The organism is Leucobacter chromiiresistens, assembly GCF_900102345.1.
GTDB classification, from domain to species: Bacteria; Actinomycetota; Actinomycetes; order Actinomycetales; family Microbacteriaceae; genus Leucobacter; species Leucobacter chromiiresistens.
The window spans coordinates 122,789-137,846 of record NZ_FNKB01000002.1 but is presented as its reverse complement, the minus strand read 5'-3'; the positions used below and the strand labels follow the sequence as shown (position 1 = coordinate 137,846).

The following is a 15,058-nucleotide window of genomic DNA, read 5'->3' as shown; positions in this document are numbered from 1 at the left end:
GTCGGTCGGCGGTGCGGGGCGTCAGGCGGAGCCGACCGGAACGCGCGCGATGCGTCGGGCGGCTGCGCGCTGGCAGAGCGAGAGCAGCACCTCGAGCACGAGTGTGAGCGCGATCACGAGCAGTGCGCCGGCGAGCATCAGGCCGTAGTCTCGCGACTTGAGGCCGGCGAACAGGTACCGGCCGAGGCCCACGTCTGACGTGTACGCCGCGAGCGTCGCCGTTGAGACGACCTGCAGGGTCGCCGCGCGCACGCCGCCGATCATCACGGGGAGCGCCAGGGGCAGCTCGACCCGCAGCAGCACCTGCACGGGGCTGAAGCCGACGGCCTTCGCGGCCGACGGGATGGACGGCTCGATCGCGCTGACGCCGGCGTACGCACCGGCGAGCAGCGACGGGATCGCGAGCACGATCAGCGCGAGCACGGGGGCGGTGACGCCGATGCCGAGCGCGAGCCCGAAGAGGGTGAGCACGCCGAGCGTCGGCAGCGCTCGGGCCGCGCCCGCGAGGGCCCCGACCGCGCCGGCGCCGCGCCGGGTGTGCCCGATGATCGAGCCGAGCGGCAGCGCGATGATGCCCGCGAGCAGGAGCGCGCCGATCGCGAGGGCGAGATGCTGCAGCAGCCGGGCGGGGATCCCCCCGCTGCCGCTCCAATTCGCGGGGTCAGTGAGCCAGGCGATCGCGTCCGCGAACAGGTTCATGCGCGCTCTCCGTCCGCAGCCGAAAGGGGCGCTGAGGCCGGGGCGGGGGCCGCAGCCGGGGCGGGCTCCGTCGTCGGCGTCGCCGTCTTCCGACTGCGATGCGGCCCGCGCTCCGATGCCCGACGCGTCCACGGGGTCAGTGCGCGGCCGATCGCGAGCACGGCGACGTCGAGCAGCAGCGCGAGCAGCACGGTCGCGATGACGCCCGTCCAGATCTCGGCGAAGATGCCGCGCTGGAACCCGTCGGTCAGCAGTGTGCCGAGGCTCGGCACGCCGATGAGGGCGCCGAGCGTGACCAGACTGATCGTCGACACCGATACGACCCGGATGCCCGAGATCAGCACGGGCACCGCGAGCGGCAGATCGACGCGCCAGAACAGCCCTCGCGGGGCGAAGCCGATCGCGAGCGCCGCGTCGCGCAACTGCCCGTCGACCGAGGCGAACGCGTCGCAGGCCGTGCGCACGAGCAGCGCCACCCCGTAGACGCTCAGCGCCGCCACCATGGTCTGCCAGGAGCGCAGCGACGTGCCGATCAGCGCGGGGATGATGATGAGCAGCGGCAGGGCCGGAATCGCGTACGCCAGCGACGCGATCGACAGCAGCGGGCCCCCGATGCGCGGCCTGCGGAACGCGAGGCGGCCGATCGGCACCGCCACGACGATGCTGATGAGGATCGCGGGCACGCTCAGCAGCAGATGCTGGAGCGCCAGCTCCAGCACGAATTCCCAGTTCGCGATCGGCCAGTTCACGGCCCGAGCACTCCCACCGGCCGGCCCGCCGCGTCGACGGCGAGGCGCTGCCCGCCGTTCTCGACCACGTGGAGACGGCGCTCTCCGCGGTCGGCGCCGACGAAATCGCGGACGAAGTCGTTCGTCGGGCTGCCGAGGATGTCGGCGGGGGTGCCGCTCTGCGCGATCCGCCCGCCCGCCTCGAGCACGACGACCTCCTCGCCGATGAGGAACGCCTCGTCGACGTCGTGGGTGACGAACAGGATCGTCTTGCCGAGTTCCGCCTGCAGGCGCAGCAGCTCCTGCTGCAGTTCGCGTCGCACGATGGGATCGACGGCCCCGAAGGGTTCGTCCATGAGCAGGATGTTGGGGTCGGAGGCGAGTGCCCGGGCGACGCCGACACGCTGCTGCTGACCGCCCGAGAGCTGCGCCGGGTACCGGTCGCCGAGCGCGGGATCGAGGCCCACGCGCTCGAGCAGCGCACCCGCGGCGCGGCGCGCCTCCCGGCGCGAGGTGCCCGTGAGCACCGGCACGGTGGCGACGTTGTCGGCGACGGTGCGGTGCGGGAGCAGGCCGCCCTGCTGCAGCACGTAGCCGATCGAGCGCCGCAGGTCGACCGCGTTGCGATCCCGCACGTCCTCGCCGTCGATCAGCACCCGGCCGCCGCTCGGCTCGACCATGCGGTTGACCATGCGCATCAGGGTCGTCTTGCCGGATCCGGACGAGCCGACCAGCACCACGGCGCGATGCGAGGGGATCGTGTACGAGAACTCGTGCACGGCGGTGGCTCCGCCCGGGAACACCTTCGACACCCGCTCGAATTCGATCACGTCGCCCCCTCGGTGCGTGCGCCGAAGGCGGCGCTGACCTCCACACTAGTGCGACGGGGCCGCCCCCGTACAAGGCCTTGTGACCGAATCGTGCCCTGCGTTATGCGTCGGCGCCGAGCGCGGCGGCGAGCGCCTCCCGCACGACGGCGATGCCCCGATCGAGCTCCTCGGCCGTGATGGTGAGCGCGGGGAGGAACTTCAGCACCTCGTCGCGAGCACCCGACGTCTCGATCACCACGCCGCGCTCGAACGCCTGCTGGGACGCCGCCCCGGCGAGCTGCGGCATCGCGGTGGACGCGAGGCCGTACATGAGCCCGCGACCGCGCACGGCGAACTCCGCCGCCGGGAACTCGGCGGCGATTCCCTCGAGCGCGGACCGCAGCTGCTGCTCCCGCTCGGCGATCGCGTCGGTGAAGGCGCTGTCGGCCCAGTACGTCTCGAGCGCGACCCGCGCCGAGACGAACGCGAGGTTGTTGCCGCGGAAGGTGCCCGTGTGCGCACCGGGCTTCCACACGTCGATCTCCGGCCGCATCAGCAGCAGCGCCATCGGCAGGCCCGACGCGGAGATCGACTTCGACACGGTGACGAGATCGGGCACGATGCCCGACGCCTCGAAGCTGAAGAACGCCCCGCTGCGCCCCACGCCCGACTGGATGTCGTCGACGATGAGCAGGATGCCGCGCTGCTCGGTGATCGCGCGGAGCCGCTGCAGCCAGGCCGCGCCGGCCACGTTGATGCCGCCCTCGCCCTGGATCGTCTCGACGATCACGGCGGCGGGCAGGTCGAGCCCCGAGCCGGGATCGTCGAGCATGCGCTCGAGCAGGTCGAGCGTGTCGATGCCCGCGCCGAGGTAGCCGTCGTAGGGCAGTCTCGTGACGTCGCCGAGCGATACGCCCCCCGCGGCGCGGTACTTCTCATTGCCGGTCGCCGCGAGGGCGCCCAGGCTGAGGCCGTGGAACGCGTTGGTGAACGCGACCACGTTCTGCCGGCCGGTCGCCTGGCGGGCCAGCTTCAGCGCCGATTCCACGGCGTTCGCCCCGGTGGGCCCCGTGAACTGCATCTTGTAGTCGAGGCCGCGGGGTGCGAGCACAAGACGCTGAAAGGCATCGATGAAGTCGCGTTTCGCCGAGGTCGCCATGTCGAGGCCGTGGATGATGCCGCCGCGCTGCAGGTAGTCGATCAGCGCGCTCGTGAAGACGGGGTTGTTGTGCCCGTAGTTCACCACACCGGCGCCGCTGAAGAAGTCGAGGTACTCGCGGCCGTCGTCGGCGGTGAGCACCGATCCCTGTGCGCGCTCGAAGACGACGGGGAACGAGCGGATGTACCCGCGCACCTCCGACTCGTACCGATCGAATACTGCAAGGTCGCTCATGGCTCAGCTCTCTCCATCTACCGTCGCATGGTGCGGGGTGCCGCACCGGCTGTCGGACCGACGCGGGGTTCTGCGTCGATCGCCTGATATCGAGGATAGGCGGTTTCGACGGCTGCCCGACTCAGGCGGGCGGCGTAGCGCGGGAACGCGACGAGAGAAGGGAGGATTGGCCGCTTTAACGCGTACGGGCGTGAACCGAGGTTCCAGAGCGACCAATCCTCCGGCGAGATGCGTTCATTGCATCTCTGAGCAGCGTGCCCCCAGTCGCTAGGGGGGTGGGTGGCCTGCGGGCTTCTGCTGTACTGCAATACTCCCCCGGCGTCGGGCCCCTGCGACGCTCCTGAGCCGAATCCCGGTATCGCCGGCGCGTTTTGCAGTAGCGAAAATCGTCGCTTACGTATCCGAACCAGCATTCTCAGCACTTCTGGGGGCTAATTACGCAATTCTCTCGAGCGATTTTGCGTATGGTGCGGACCCGCCGCTCCCCCGGCACGGGCCACCGGTGGTCGCTCAGGCGCAGCGCGTTCGGCGACGATAGGTGAGCTTACGAGACGACCGCTGTCACATGCGCCGCCGCGTCGGCGAGCGGCGAGGACCAGTCGAATCGCGAGGCGTCGAGCTCACCGGGGTGCGAGGTGACGACGGCTAGGGCCACCGAGTGGGGGAGCTCTGTCGCGAGGAGGCGCTGCAGGGCGCTCAGGAAGCGCGGTGCGGTCGCGATGAGCACCGGCGCGAGATCGACGAGGACGAAGCGATCGGGCGACCCGCCGACTCGACCCTCGGCGAGGGCGTCGAGCGCCGCGATCGCCGCTTCCCCGTGGCGCACGTCGTATGCGAGGTCGTATTCTTCGAGCTGCACGTCGTCGGGCAGCAGCACCAGCGGTTCCCGTCCGGTCAGGCGGATGGAGGTCTCGAGAATCGAGATGCATCGCACCGACCAGTTCTCGTCGAACTCCCGCGCGAAGAGCATTCGCCTCGCCGAAGCCCATGACGGCTCGAATTCGCGGGGCGCGCGACGCAACCCCTCGGAGTGCTGATCGGTCTGCCAATCCACGAGCAACATGCGCTCCTCCACTTCGTCTGGAGTGGCACGCGTCAGCGCGGAGGCGCGCACGTGCTCGGGTGACCCCGGCGTTCGACGTGCGATTGCGTCGCGCAACGCCGAGCGCCGGGGCGGGAGCACGGGCGCCGAGAGCGCCCGTGCGGCGAGGACGCCTCAGGCGTCGTCGGTCTGGCGAACGACTCGTCGAGGCCGGCTCCCCCAGACCAGGGCTGCGAGCCCACCGCCGAAGAGTGCGACGATCCAGCCGTGGAGCGGCGACAGCGAACCGCCGCCGGTCGTCGCGAGCGCCGCCGGCGGGTCGCCCGCGTCGTGCGACGGTGCGGCAGCGGAGGTTTCTCCGCTCGTCGCGGCGGGGTCGGTCGCGACTGCCGCACCCGGAGCGGCAGGACGCTGCTCGACGGGAGTCGAGCCGGCAGCTTCGGGTGCCGGGTCCGCAGGTGCGTCAACCGGGGCGGCCGGCGTCACGGTCGGCGTGTACGTCGATGAGGCCACGTTTCCCAGCGCGTCGGCGACCCGGTACGCGACCGGGGTCGCCGTACCGGTGAAGGCGGGCTCCGGGGTGAAGACGATCAGACCGCCCTCGAGCGTGTAGACGCCCTCGCCCGGCACGGTGACCGTGGTGGTCGGAGCACCATCGGCATCCAGCAGCGTCAACGAACCGGGGTCGAGCGGAGCGGACTCGGCGCCTGCCGAATCATTCGCGAGCGGGTCGATCGACTGCGGCTCGCCCTGCGGGCCCGTCGTCGCGTCTGGGGTCACGACCGGCGCGACGGGGGTGACCGTGGGCGTGTAGGTCGCGGTGGCCCAGTCGCGGTAGTTCTGGTCGGTCACCTGGTACTGCACGGGAGTCGCGGTGCCCGTGAAGCCCGGCTCGGGGGTGAACACGATGCGGCGGTTCTCGACGGTGTACACGCCCTCGCCCGGCACGACCACCGTGTCCGTCTGCTCCCCGTCGGCGTCGAGCAGCGTCAGGGAGTCGGGTTCCAGCTGCAGGTCGTCAGAGCCGGCGGAGTCGTTGGCGAGCGGATCGATCGACTGCGGTGCGCCCTGCGGGCCGGTGGTCTCGTCGTCGGCCGCGATGGGCGGCGGGGCCGATCCGACCTCCACGTTCTTCGACATCGTGCCCTGGGGCACCAGAGCGTTCTCCTCCTCGAAGTACGAGGCCTGCAGCCCGATGACGTTGACGCCCTCGACCAGTCCGTCGATGACGATCGTGTTGTCGGCGGAGAGCGTCACGGGCCGCTGCTCGCGCACGCCGTCGCGCACCACCACGAGCACGTAACTGGTGTTCGCGTTCTGCGGCGAGATGTGGTGATCGGTGACCACGGTGTTTCCCGCCGAGTACTCCTTGAGCACGAGGCTCTCGACGGTCAGCGTGACCGAGTACTCCCCGCTGCTGCTCCACGGGAGGTACTCCCGGTCGAGCGAGAAGCTGAGAATCGCGCTTCCGATGTACCCGTCGGGAGCCAGCGCTAGCGGCCCCTCGATATCATCCGCCGCGAGGGCGACGATCGGCGCCGCGTTCGCGGCAGCGGTGGAGCACGGCGCTGCGATGAGGACCGCGGCCGTGGCCGCCGCCGCGAACGCTCCGCGGATGCGGCGCGGCTTCTGCTCGACCTGGTATTGCGCGCTGTGGAGGAACACGGCTATCGACCCCTTGCTGTCTTGAATCTGGCGTAACCACCTGATTCAAGCAAGCGGATGCCGAGTTGAACCGTTTTCCGATGGATTGCAGTATGTCTGGGCTCGAATTTAAGTAGTCGCGGGCTCTACAGCAGTGATCCGCTGCCCACTTTTGCAGCAAGGGACTCCCGGCTCGACACCCCGAGCTTGCGCATGATGCGGTACATGTGGCTGTCGACCGTGCGCACGCTGACCACGAGACGAGCGGCGATCTCCTGGTTGCTCAGGCCGTTCGCCGCCAGCGTCGCCACCTCGCGCTCGCGCTTCGACAGCGTCGTTCCCAGCCCGCCGAATCGCGTCGTGTTGAAGACGCGCCCGCTGTGGCGCATGCGCAACCGGCGCTCGTTCGCGGCCGCCTGCTCCCGCAGCTCGGAATCGGGATGGTCGGTGGAGAGGTCGACGGCCCTGCCGTACGCAGCCATCGCCAGCCCGATGCGCTGATGGGCCTCCAGCTCGTGGGCGGCGTCGAGCACCGCTCGCGCATCGCCGCGCGTCGCCGCGATGAGGTACCTGATATGAGACGCGTGCACCACGATGTCGGGCCGCTGCTCGATCAGCGCGATGGCCTCGGCGAGCCGGGCCTCCGTCGGGTGCATCTCGAGCGACGCGAGCATGCCGAGCTGGGCGGCGAAGATCGCTCCGCGATCCCGCAGCGCGAGCGACGAGTTCCACAGAATGCGCGCCGCACTCTTGAGCTTCCCATCGAGCACTTCGAGCTGAGCCTCTCCCCACGCCGGGCTCTGACCGGGCAGCGCGAGCTCCGCAGCGCCCTCCGAGCGGAGCAGGCCGACGTACTTCAGGCACAGGTCGCGCTGGCCCCGGCTCGCCGCGAGCACGGACGCCGCCACGAGCACGATGGTGCGACTGCCAGGGGGGATCGGCGAGAAGTCGCCCGTCGACAGCACGACGTCGAGCAGCTCGCCCTGGTACTGCATGTCGCCGCTGTGCAGATTCGCGTAGGCCACAGCTCCGGCGAACGCGCGGAAGGCGTGCAGATCGAGGTTGCCGCGCGCCTCGTCGAGCCCGTTCGTGACGTCTCGATACCCCGACTCGAAGTCGCCCTGGGCGAGGAGGCTCATGCCCTGGATCGCGAGCGCCGCGGCGCGCTCGCCCTGCGGGTCGAGCCGGCGCAGCTCGGCGTACACGCGGTTGGCGTCGTGCAGGCGGCCATCGATGACGAGCACGTGCAGCTGGCTCTCGAGCAGCGCGGCCTGCACGGGAACGGGAAGGTCGTCGGTGACCTCGAGCACGACCTCGAAGCCCTCGGGCACGGCCCGGAAGTCGGCGAGGATGCTGATGCCGCGCGCATCAAGGATCCTGCCGAAGCTCGCGAGCTCCCGCGAGCGGTGATCGAGGAATTCGAGCGCCTCGTCGACCCGGCCCAGGCCGTAGGCCAGCCAATCGGCGCGGCGCGAGTAGTACTCCGCTCTCGCCGCCAGGTCGCCGCTCCGGTCGTCGGTCTCCGCGTACACCCGCTCGATCGTCGCTCCCGAGACGGCCACCCCGGCTTGCGCGAGCACCTCGACGTACGCATTCGCGGTGTGCACATTGGGGCTCTTCTCCCACTCGTAGCCCGCGACCAGTTGGCGCGTCTTGAGCGATTCCCGGAGCATGCCGGCGAACAGCGCATCCTGCGTCTCCCCGGCCGTGTTCAGGTCGCTCCACACCTCGTCGAGCTCGAAATCGGGGGACGCGCCGCCGAGCGTCGTGAGGATCTTCTCGGTGAGGCGGATGCGTCGGGCCGAGAGCGGATCGTGCCTGAAGTAGCTCGTGAACAGGGGCGGCACGACGGAGACGTAGTTGCTCCGCGTACCCTGCGCGAAGGCGATCATCGCGCGCTCCTCGAGCAGTTCCAGGGTCGGCCAGTCCACGAGGGTGCGCACCGTGTCGATGTCGGCGAGCCCGACCATGGCGATCGTCTCGAGGGCATCGCGCGCAGAGGGGTCGAGGCTCTCCAGGTGCATCTCCATGACCGCCCGCAGCGTCGGGCTCCAGAGCTCTCCGATCGCCGTCCAGGGATCGCCGTCGATCTGCACGAGCCGCCCCTCGCGCACGGTCGCATCGATCAGCGCGAGCGCGAGCCCCACGTTGCCGCCCGACTTCGTGTAGAGCCGTCGGGAGGTGCCGGGCTCGATCACGCCGCCCAGATACTCGCTCATCGCGGCCTCGAGGTCCTCGAATCGCAGCGGGAGCATGTCGATGACGTAGGTGGGGGCGAGCGTCGCGGCCGGCAGACCGCTCGGCGTGTGGCGTGCGCGGAGCCCCTGGAGTCGCGAGATCACGATCGGCACGCCCGTCGAGCGCCGCACGAACTCGATGACGCCCCACGACGCCTCGTCGAGGTCGTCCCAGTCGTCGACGAAGAAGGCGCAGCGGTCGTTGGCGACGCGATCGATCAGCTGACGCCCCACCTCTTCGATGAGGTTGTCCATCCGGCGCGCGGCAGCCAGTTCGACCGTTCCCGAGAGTGCGAGCGCGGCGAACGGATTCTGCTTCAGCGAGGCGACGCCGCGCACCTCGTGCACCGTCCACTCGTTCTCATCGAGCCGTTTGGCGAGCGCCCCCATGAACGCGGTCCGCCCGCTCCCGCGGCTTCCCACCACGTCGACGCTCAGCCCGCTCTCGATCAGGCTCTGCGCTTTCGCGAGGCTGCGTTCCCGACCCTTCACCCGCGGAGCTCCCCTCCTCATCGAGTACCCCGTCCGCGGTCCACGCTAGCATGACGCCCGGGCGCGGCACAGGGCCAGTCGACATGGACGGGTGAGGCCGTGGCCGCCGCGCCGGCGCTCACGAGCGGCAGCATCGCGACTCGCGAAACCGACCGGCCACCCCAAGCGCACATGAACTCCCCCACACTCTGATCGCGGTTCGTGTGCAGCCTAAAATCCTTCGTGGAGACGATTGCGCAAAAATGGCGCCTTTCAGCAATGAACGGACGCATTTCCCGTACGAATTCGACGCGATGCAGTATGCGGAAGAGCGTTTTGCAGTAGTGCGATGACCGATACTCATCGTCGGCCGCCTTCGTTTTCGCAGCACGGCCGGGACGCGAAGACGCACGCGCGGGATGCCCGAACCGCGCGAACCCCCGGTGCGCGCTGGGCGCTCACCGGGGGTTCGTCAGGGGTGCTCGGTGCGGGAGGTCAGTCGGCCTCGGCCGCCCCCGCACCGGCGCGTCAGGCGTCGACGGTCGCCGCGACGGCCTCCACATCGGCTTCGAGGTTGCGGCGCAGCGCCGCCCCCAGTTCGGCGTCGACCTGCGTCCAGTACGCGATCGCGCGCTCGCGGATCTCGGGGCTCTGCACGGCGCCGACGGCACCGGTGATGGTCTTCAGGAATCGCGCCTGCGCAGCCGCATCGAACACCTCGCGGTAGAGCGTGCCCGCCTGACCGAAGTCGTCGTCCTCGGCGTGGAGCGTAGCGGCGGTGCGCACCAGCTCGCCATCCGACTCCCAGGAGCCGACACCGGCGGCTGCCGCGTCAGCGGTGGGGCCGCCCTTCGAGTTGGGCGCGTACACCGGGGTGCTCGGGGAGTTGAACCCGTGGCGCTGCGCGCCGTCCTGCGAGTAGTTCGCCACGGGGGCCACCGGAGCGTTGACCGGGATCTGGTTGTAGTTGGTGCCGACGCGGTACCGCTGCGCGTCGGGGTACGAGAAGACGCGCGCCTGCAGCATGCGGTCGGGGCTGATGTCGATGCCCGGAACCGTGTTCGCCGGCGAGAACGCCGCCTGCTCGATCTGCGCGAAGAAGTTCTCGGGGTTGCGGTTGAGCGTGTGCACGCCGACCTCGATCAGCGGGTAGTCCGCGTGCGGCCACACCTTGGTGAGGTCGAACGGGTTGAAGCGGTACGTCTTCGCGTCCTCGTAGGGCATGACCTGCACCGACAGCTTCCACGAGGGGTACTCGCCGCGCTCGATCGCCTCGTAGAGATCGCGGCGGTAGTAATCGGCGTCGGCGCCGGCGATCGCCTCCGCCTCCTCGCTCGACATCTCGACGTTGCCCTGCAGGGCGTCGAAGTGGTACTTCACCCAGAACCGCTCGCCCGCGGCGTTGATCCACTGGTAGGTGTGCGAACCGAATCCGGGCATGTGGCGCCACGAGCGGGGCAGGCCGCGGTCTCCCATGAGGTAGGTCACCTGGTGGGCCGACTCGGGCGAGAGCGTCCAGAAATCCCACTGCATGTCGGCGTCGCGCAGGCCCGAGCCCGGCAGTCGCTTCTGCGAGTGGATGAAGTCGGGGAACTTGATGCCGTCGCGGATGAAGAACACGGGGGTGTTGTTGCCGACGATGTCGTAGTTGCCCTCGGTGGTGTAGAACTTCACCGAGAATCCGCGCACGTCGCGCCAGGTGTCGGGCGATCCCTGCTCGCCGGCGACGGAGGAGAAGCGCTGCACGGTCTCCGTGCGGGCGCCCGGCTGGAAGACGGCGGCACGGGTGTAGGCCGAGACGTCGCCGGTGACGACGAACTCGCCGAACGCGCCGCCGCCCTTGGCGTGGACGATGCGCTCGGGGATGCGCTCGCGGTTGAACTGCGCGAGCTTCTCGACGAGGTAGCGGTCGTGCAGTGCGATCGCGCCGTCGCGACCGGCGGCGAGCGAGTGCTCGTCGCTTGCGACGGGAGTTCCGGTCTGGGTCGTGGTATCGGGTGTACTCATGTTGCTCCTCAGGAGTGTCGCGCAAGACGGATACCGCTCCGGGGCCGGAGCGAACGTGCGTATTCGGCTATGCGGCCGAGGCGGCGCAGTCGGGGCAGGTGCCCCAGAACGTCACCTCGGCGGTCTGTACGGTGTAGCCCCCCGTCTCGGACGGGGAGAGGCAGGGCGCGTGGCCGACGACGCAGTCGACATCCGAGATCGCACCGCACTCGGAGCAGACCACGTGATGATGGTTGTCGTTCACGCGCCGCTCGTAGAGCGCCGCGGATCCCGCCGGCTCGATGCGGCGGGTGAGCCCCGCCGCGGTCAGGTCGGCGAGGATGTTGTGCACCGATTGGATCGATGTGGTCGGCAGCGCACTCGCGACCACCCGGAACACGTGCTCCGCGTCCGAGTGGGGCATGGAGACGAGCGCGTCGAGCACGGCGACGCGCCCCGCCGTGGCCCGCAGGCCGGCGTCGCGCAGTGCGTGCTCGGTGGTCGTCTCCATGCGCCCCAGCCTAGCCGGTTGTTTTGAGCAATTCAAATGTAGGAGCGCCCTCGGCGCGGCGAGCGGCGAGCGCCGCGACGGCGCGCGCCGCGATCAGCGCGCGCGCACGGCCTCCGCGATCGGCGTCTCCCCCGAGTTGAAGCGGATCGTGCGAAGCGCCGTGCTCTCGTCGGCGAGCACGGCCGCGATCGTCGCCGCGACATCTGCACGCGCCACCGTCGAGGCCTCGGGGGGATCGACGTCGATGGCTCCGGTTCCCGGATCGAGGGTCAGGCCGCTCGGCCCGAGCACCGTCCACGCGAGCCCCGACTCGCGCAGGTGCTGGTCGGCCTGCGACTTCGCCTCCGCGTAGGTGAAGAACGAGTTCTCGAGGTCGACGCCGTGATCGCGCGATGCCCCGAAGTACGAGACCATGACGTAGCGCTGCACCCCGGCGCGAGCCGCGGCGTCCATGGTGCGGATCGCCGCGTCGCGATCGACCGCGAGCGTTCGGCGAGGGTCGCCCCCGCCCGCACCCGCCGACCACACCACGGCGTCGTGCCCCGCGATGACCTCGGTCAGCTGGTCGACGTCGAGCTGCTCGACGTCGACCACGCGCGGCTCGGCGCCCGCCGCGCGCACGTCGTCCGCCTGATCCGGATTGCGGATCACCGCCGTCACCTCGTCGCCCCGCTCCGCGAGCAGAGGCTCCGTGAGCAGTGCGATCTTGCCGTGTCCGCCGAAGATGATGATGCGTGCCATGCGCTCCACACTACGCCGCCGCGACCCCGGTTTCTCCAGCGGCGAAACGCGGCCGCCGCGGCCTCGGGGCCGGGTTCGGCGCCCCTCGCTCGCGCGACTAGCGCCGAGCCCGACGCCTCGCAACGGGGTGCCGCCGCGCGCCGCCGTCGGGGAGGCTGGACGTCGTCGGCCCGGAATCCGGGTCTCGACGGACAACGAACTCCCGAACCCAGGAGGTACTCCCATGTCACATCTCACCGGCAAGCGCGTCGCGGTTCTCGCCACCGACGGCTTCGAGGACTCCGAGCTCACGGAACCGATCTCGGCAGTGCAGGAGCACGGCGCAGAGGTCACCGTCGTCTCCACCCAGACCGGCTCGATCACGGGCAAGAACGGCCACGAGCAGGAGGTCTCGCTCACGTCGGCCGACGCGAAGGCCGACGACTTCGACGCACTCGTGCTGCCCGGCGGCGTCGTCAACGGCGATCAGATCCGGCTCGACGCCGACGCGGTCGCGTTCACGAAGAGCTTCTTCGCCCAGCACAAGCCGGTCGGAGCGATCTGCCACGGCGGATGGATCCTCGCCGACGCCGACGTGCTGCACGGCCGCACCGTCACCTCGTACGCCAGCCTCCGCACCGACCTGCAGAACGCCGGGGCGACGTGGGTCGACGAGGAGGTCGTGGTCGATCAGGGGCTCGTCACGAGCCGCACGCCCGACGACCTCCCCGCCTTCAACGCGAAGCTGGTCGAGGAGATCGGCGAGGGCGAGCACCCCGGCCAGACGGCGTAACCCGCTCGCCGCGCGGGCGACGAGCACGCCCGCCGCGACTCAGCCGCTCGCGATGCGGGTCCCGCTCAGGGATTCGGATCGCGGGCGGCTTCGTCGTGTCCCCGCGGGCCGCCGCCCGCCGGGCCTGCAGCGGGCGCGCTCGCCCGATCAGGTTCCGCAGAAGGTGACGTGCGCGGGGCCGCCCTCGGGCGCAGGCCGCTCGTACCGCTCGTTGCCGCTCTGCTCCTCGAACGGACGCGCGAGCACGTCGAGCAGGCGCGAGAACGGCCCGAAGTCGCCCCGCTCCGCCGCAGCGAGCGCCTCCTCGACCAGGTGATTGCGCGGAATGTAGAGCGGGTTGGCGCGATCCATCTCGCCCGCATCGGGCCCCGCGCCGAGCCAGCGCTGCACCCAGCCCCCGGAACCCCAGTCGCCCGCGCCGCTCCCGCCGCCCTCGCGGGGCAGCACCCCGTCGAGTGCCGTCGGGTCTCCCGCGGCGGCCCGCCCCAGGGCCCGGAAGAAGCTCGTGTAGTCGATGCGGTGCCGTTGCAGGTCGGTGAGCATGTCGGCCGTCAACTCGGCGAGCGCGCGGTCGTCGACCGCCGCCCGGCCCGCTGCGTGCGCGAGCCCGAGCTTGCCGCGCATTCCGGCCATCCATGCATCGTTGTAGAGCCCTCCGAAGCGATCGAGGGAGGCGACGGCCGTCGACTTCGCCGTTTCGACATCGGGAGCGAGCAGCGGGAGCAGCGTCTCCGCGAATCGCGTGAGGTTCCAGAGCGCGATGGAGGGCTGGTTGCCGAAGGCGTATCGGCCCTGGTGATCGATCGAGCTGAAGGAGGCCGCGGGGTCGAAGGCGTCGATGAAGGCGCACGGCCCGTAGTCGATGGTCTCGCCCGAGATCGTCATGTTGTCGGTGTTCATCACGCCGTGCACGAAGCCGACCAGCACCCACTGCGCGACGAGCCCGGCCTGCGCGCGCACGACCGCGTCGAGCAGCCCGACGTACCGATCGGGCGCGCCTGCCAGCTCGGGTGCGTGCCGCTCGACGGCGTAGTCGGCGAGGCGCACCAGCACCTCCGCATCCCCGAGCCCCCGCGCGAACTGGAACGAGCCCACGCGCAGGTGACTGCTCGCGACGCGAGCGAGCACGGCGCCGTCGCGCAGTTCGCCGTCGCGCGGCACGCGCCGCCCCGTCGCGACCACGCCGAGCGCGCGGGTGGTCGGCACGCCGAGGGCCGCCATCGCCTCCCCCATGAGGTACTCCCGCAGCATGGGGGCCACCGCGGCGAACCCGTCGGCGCGCGCGAACGGCGTGCGCCCCGATCCCTTGAGGTGCAGGTCTCGGAGTCGCCCCGACGGGTCGCGCAGCTCGCCGAGCAGCAGCGCCCGACCGTCGCCGAGTCTCGGGGAGTAGCCGCCGAACTGGTGCCCCGCGTACGCCTGAGCCACGGGGGCGCTCCCCTGCGGCAGCGCGTTGCCGAGCAGAAAGCGCGCGCGCAGCGGCTCGGGGAGTCGATCGGCGTCGATGCCGAGCTCTGCGGCGAGCGCGTCGTTCCAGGCGAGGGTTCGGGGCTCCTCCGGACGGAACGCACGCCAGGGTACGGCGAGCTCGGGCAGCCGCGAGGCGAAGTCGTGCTCGAGCACGATGCCGGCGGAGACGGGCAGCGCATCGACGGGCTCCGTCCGTTCGGCGTCGGCGCGCCCCGACTCGGTCGACGGCGGCTCAGTGGGCAGGGGCTCGATGGATTCGGCGTCGGCTGACATGCGGCGAGTCTACGGAGCGCGCGGGGCTCGGCAACGGGGGTGGACACGGGCGGCGCCCCGTGGCACGTCGGCGGCGAAATGATCCGCTGCTGCTCTCGGCAGCCTCCGACTTCCGCTTTCGAGCCGAGCGCGCTACAGTTTTACTAGATTGGCTAGATACTTTCATTGGGAGATAGTAGAGAATTGTCTCAACGACGCACCGATCCGCACCCGGCACCCGCCCACGGCGCCCACGCCGCCCACGCCGCACCCGCGGCTGACGCAGCCTCATCGCCCGCGGGC

At 70.6% G+C, this 15,058-nt stretch carries 12 protein-coding genes; 1 reads left to right on the top strand and 11 read right to left on the bottom strand.

Annotation, left to right across the window (positions count from 1 at the left end):
* Positions 1 to 21: 21 nt before the first annotated feature.
* The 10 genes from BLT44_RS13620 to BLT44_RS13575 form a co-directional block, all read right to left on the bottom strand.
* A complete protein-coding gene (locus BLT44_RS13620) occupies positions 22 to 699 on the bottom strand; it encodes an ABC transporter permease (protein WP_010156369.1) in 678 nt (225 codons plus the stop codon).
* Complete coding sequence (locus tag BLT44_RS13615; protein ID WP_010156368.1) at positions 696 to 1,448, bottom strand: ABC transporter permease; 753 nt, start codon at positions 1,446 to 1,448, stop codon at positions 696 to 698. Before BLT44_RS13615 ends, BLT44_RS13620 begins: the two co-directional genes overlap by 4 nt.
* Entirely contained in the window at positions 1,445 to 2,257 is an 813-nt protein-coding gene (locus BLT44_RS13610) for an ABC transporter ATP-binding protein (protein ID WP_010156367.1), read from the bottom strand. Before BLT44_RS13610 ends, BLT44_RS13615 begins: the two co-directional genes overlap by 4 nt.
* A gap of 100 nt (positions 2,258 to 2,357) precedes the next feature.
* Positions 2,358 to 3,629, bottom strand: a complete 1,272-nt coding sequence (gene ectB, locus BLT44_RS13605; protein WP_010156366.1) for a diaminobutyrate--2-oxoglutarate transaminase — start codon at positions 3,627 to 3,629, stop codon at positions 2,358 to 2,360.
* A 544-nt stretch (positions 3,630 to 4,173) separates the two neighbouring features.
* Positions 4,174 to 4,692 (bottom strand): hypothetical protein, encoded by a 519-nt coding sequence (locus BLT44_RS13600; RefSeq protein ID WP_010156365.1) that lies wholly within the window; start codon positions 4,690 to 4,692, stop codon positions 4,174 to 4,176.
* Between the two features lie 153 nt (positions 4,693 to 4,845).
* Positions 4,846 to 6,336, bottom strand: a complete 1,491-nt coding sequence (locus BLT44_RS13595) for an Ig-like domain-containing protein (RefSeq protein ID WP_010156364.1) — start codon at positions 6,334 to 6,336, stop codon at positions 4,846 to 4,848.
* Between the two features lie 125 nt (positions 6,337 to 6,461).
* The gene (locus tag BLT44_RS13590) at positions 6,462 to 9,044 is read right to left on the bottom strand and encodes a helix-turn-helix transcriptional regulator (RefSeq protein ID WP_010156363.1); all 2,583 of its coding nucleotides are present in this window, start codon (positions 9,042 to 9,044) and stop codon (positions 6,462 to 6,464) included.
* 507 nt (positions 9,045 to 9,551) lie between these two features.
* A complete protein-coding gene (locus BLT44_RS13585; RefSeq protein WP_010156362.1) occupies positions 9,552 to 11,030 on the bottom strand; it encodes a catalase in 1,479 nt (492 codons plus the stop codon).
* Positions 11,031 to 11,097: 67 nt separating this feature from the next.
* Complete coding sequence (locus BLT44_RS13580; RefSeq protein ID WP_010156361.1) at positions 11,098 to 11,520, bottom strand: Fur family transcriptional regulator; 423 nt, start codon at positions 11,518 to 11,520, stop codon at positions 11,098 to 11,100.
* A gap of 93 nt (positions 11,521 to 11,613) precedes the next feature.
* Positions 11,614 to 12,261 (bottom strand): SDR family oxidoreductase, encoded by a 648-nt coding sequence (locus BLT44_RS13575; RefSeq protein ID WP_010156360.1) that lies wholly within the window; start codon positions 12,259 to 12,261, stop codon positions 11,614 to 11,616.
* A gap of 223 nt (positions 12,262 to 12,484) precedes the next feature.
* On the opposite strand from BLT44_RS13575, the gene BLT44_RS13570 reads away from it, so the two are divergent.
* Positions 12,485 to 13,033 carry a type 1 glutamine amidotransferase domain-containing protein gene (locus BLT44_RS13570; protein ID WP_010156359.1) on the top strand — a complete coding sequence of 183 codons (549 nt, stop codon included), beginning with the start codon at positions 12,485 to 12,487 and terminating at the stop codon, positions 13,031 to 13,033.
* A 147-nt stretch (positions 13,034 to 13,180) separates the two neighbouring features.
* Here BLT44_RS13570 and BLT44_RS13565 read toward each other — a convergent pair whose 3' ends face one another.
* A complete protein-coding gene (locus BLT44_RS13565) occupies positions 13,181 to 14,776 on the bottom strand; it encodes a protein adenylyltransferase SelO (RefSeq protein ID WP_010156358.1) in 1,596 nt (531 codons plus the stop codon).
* Positions 14,777 to 15,058: the final 282 nt, after the last annotated feature.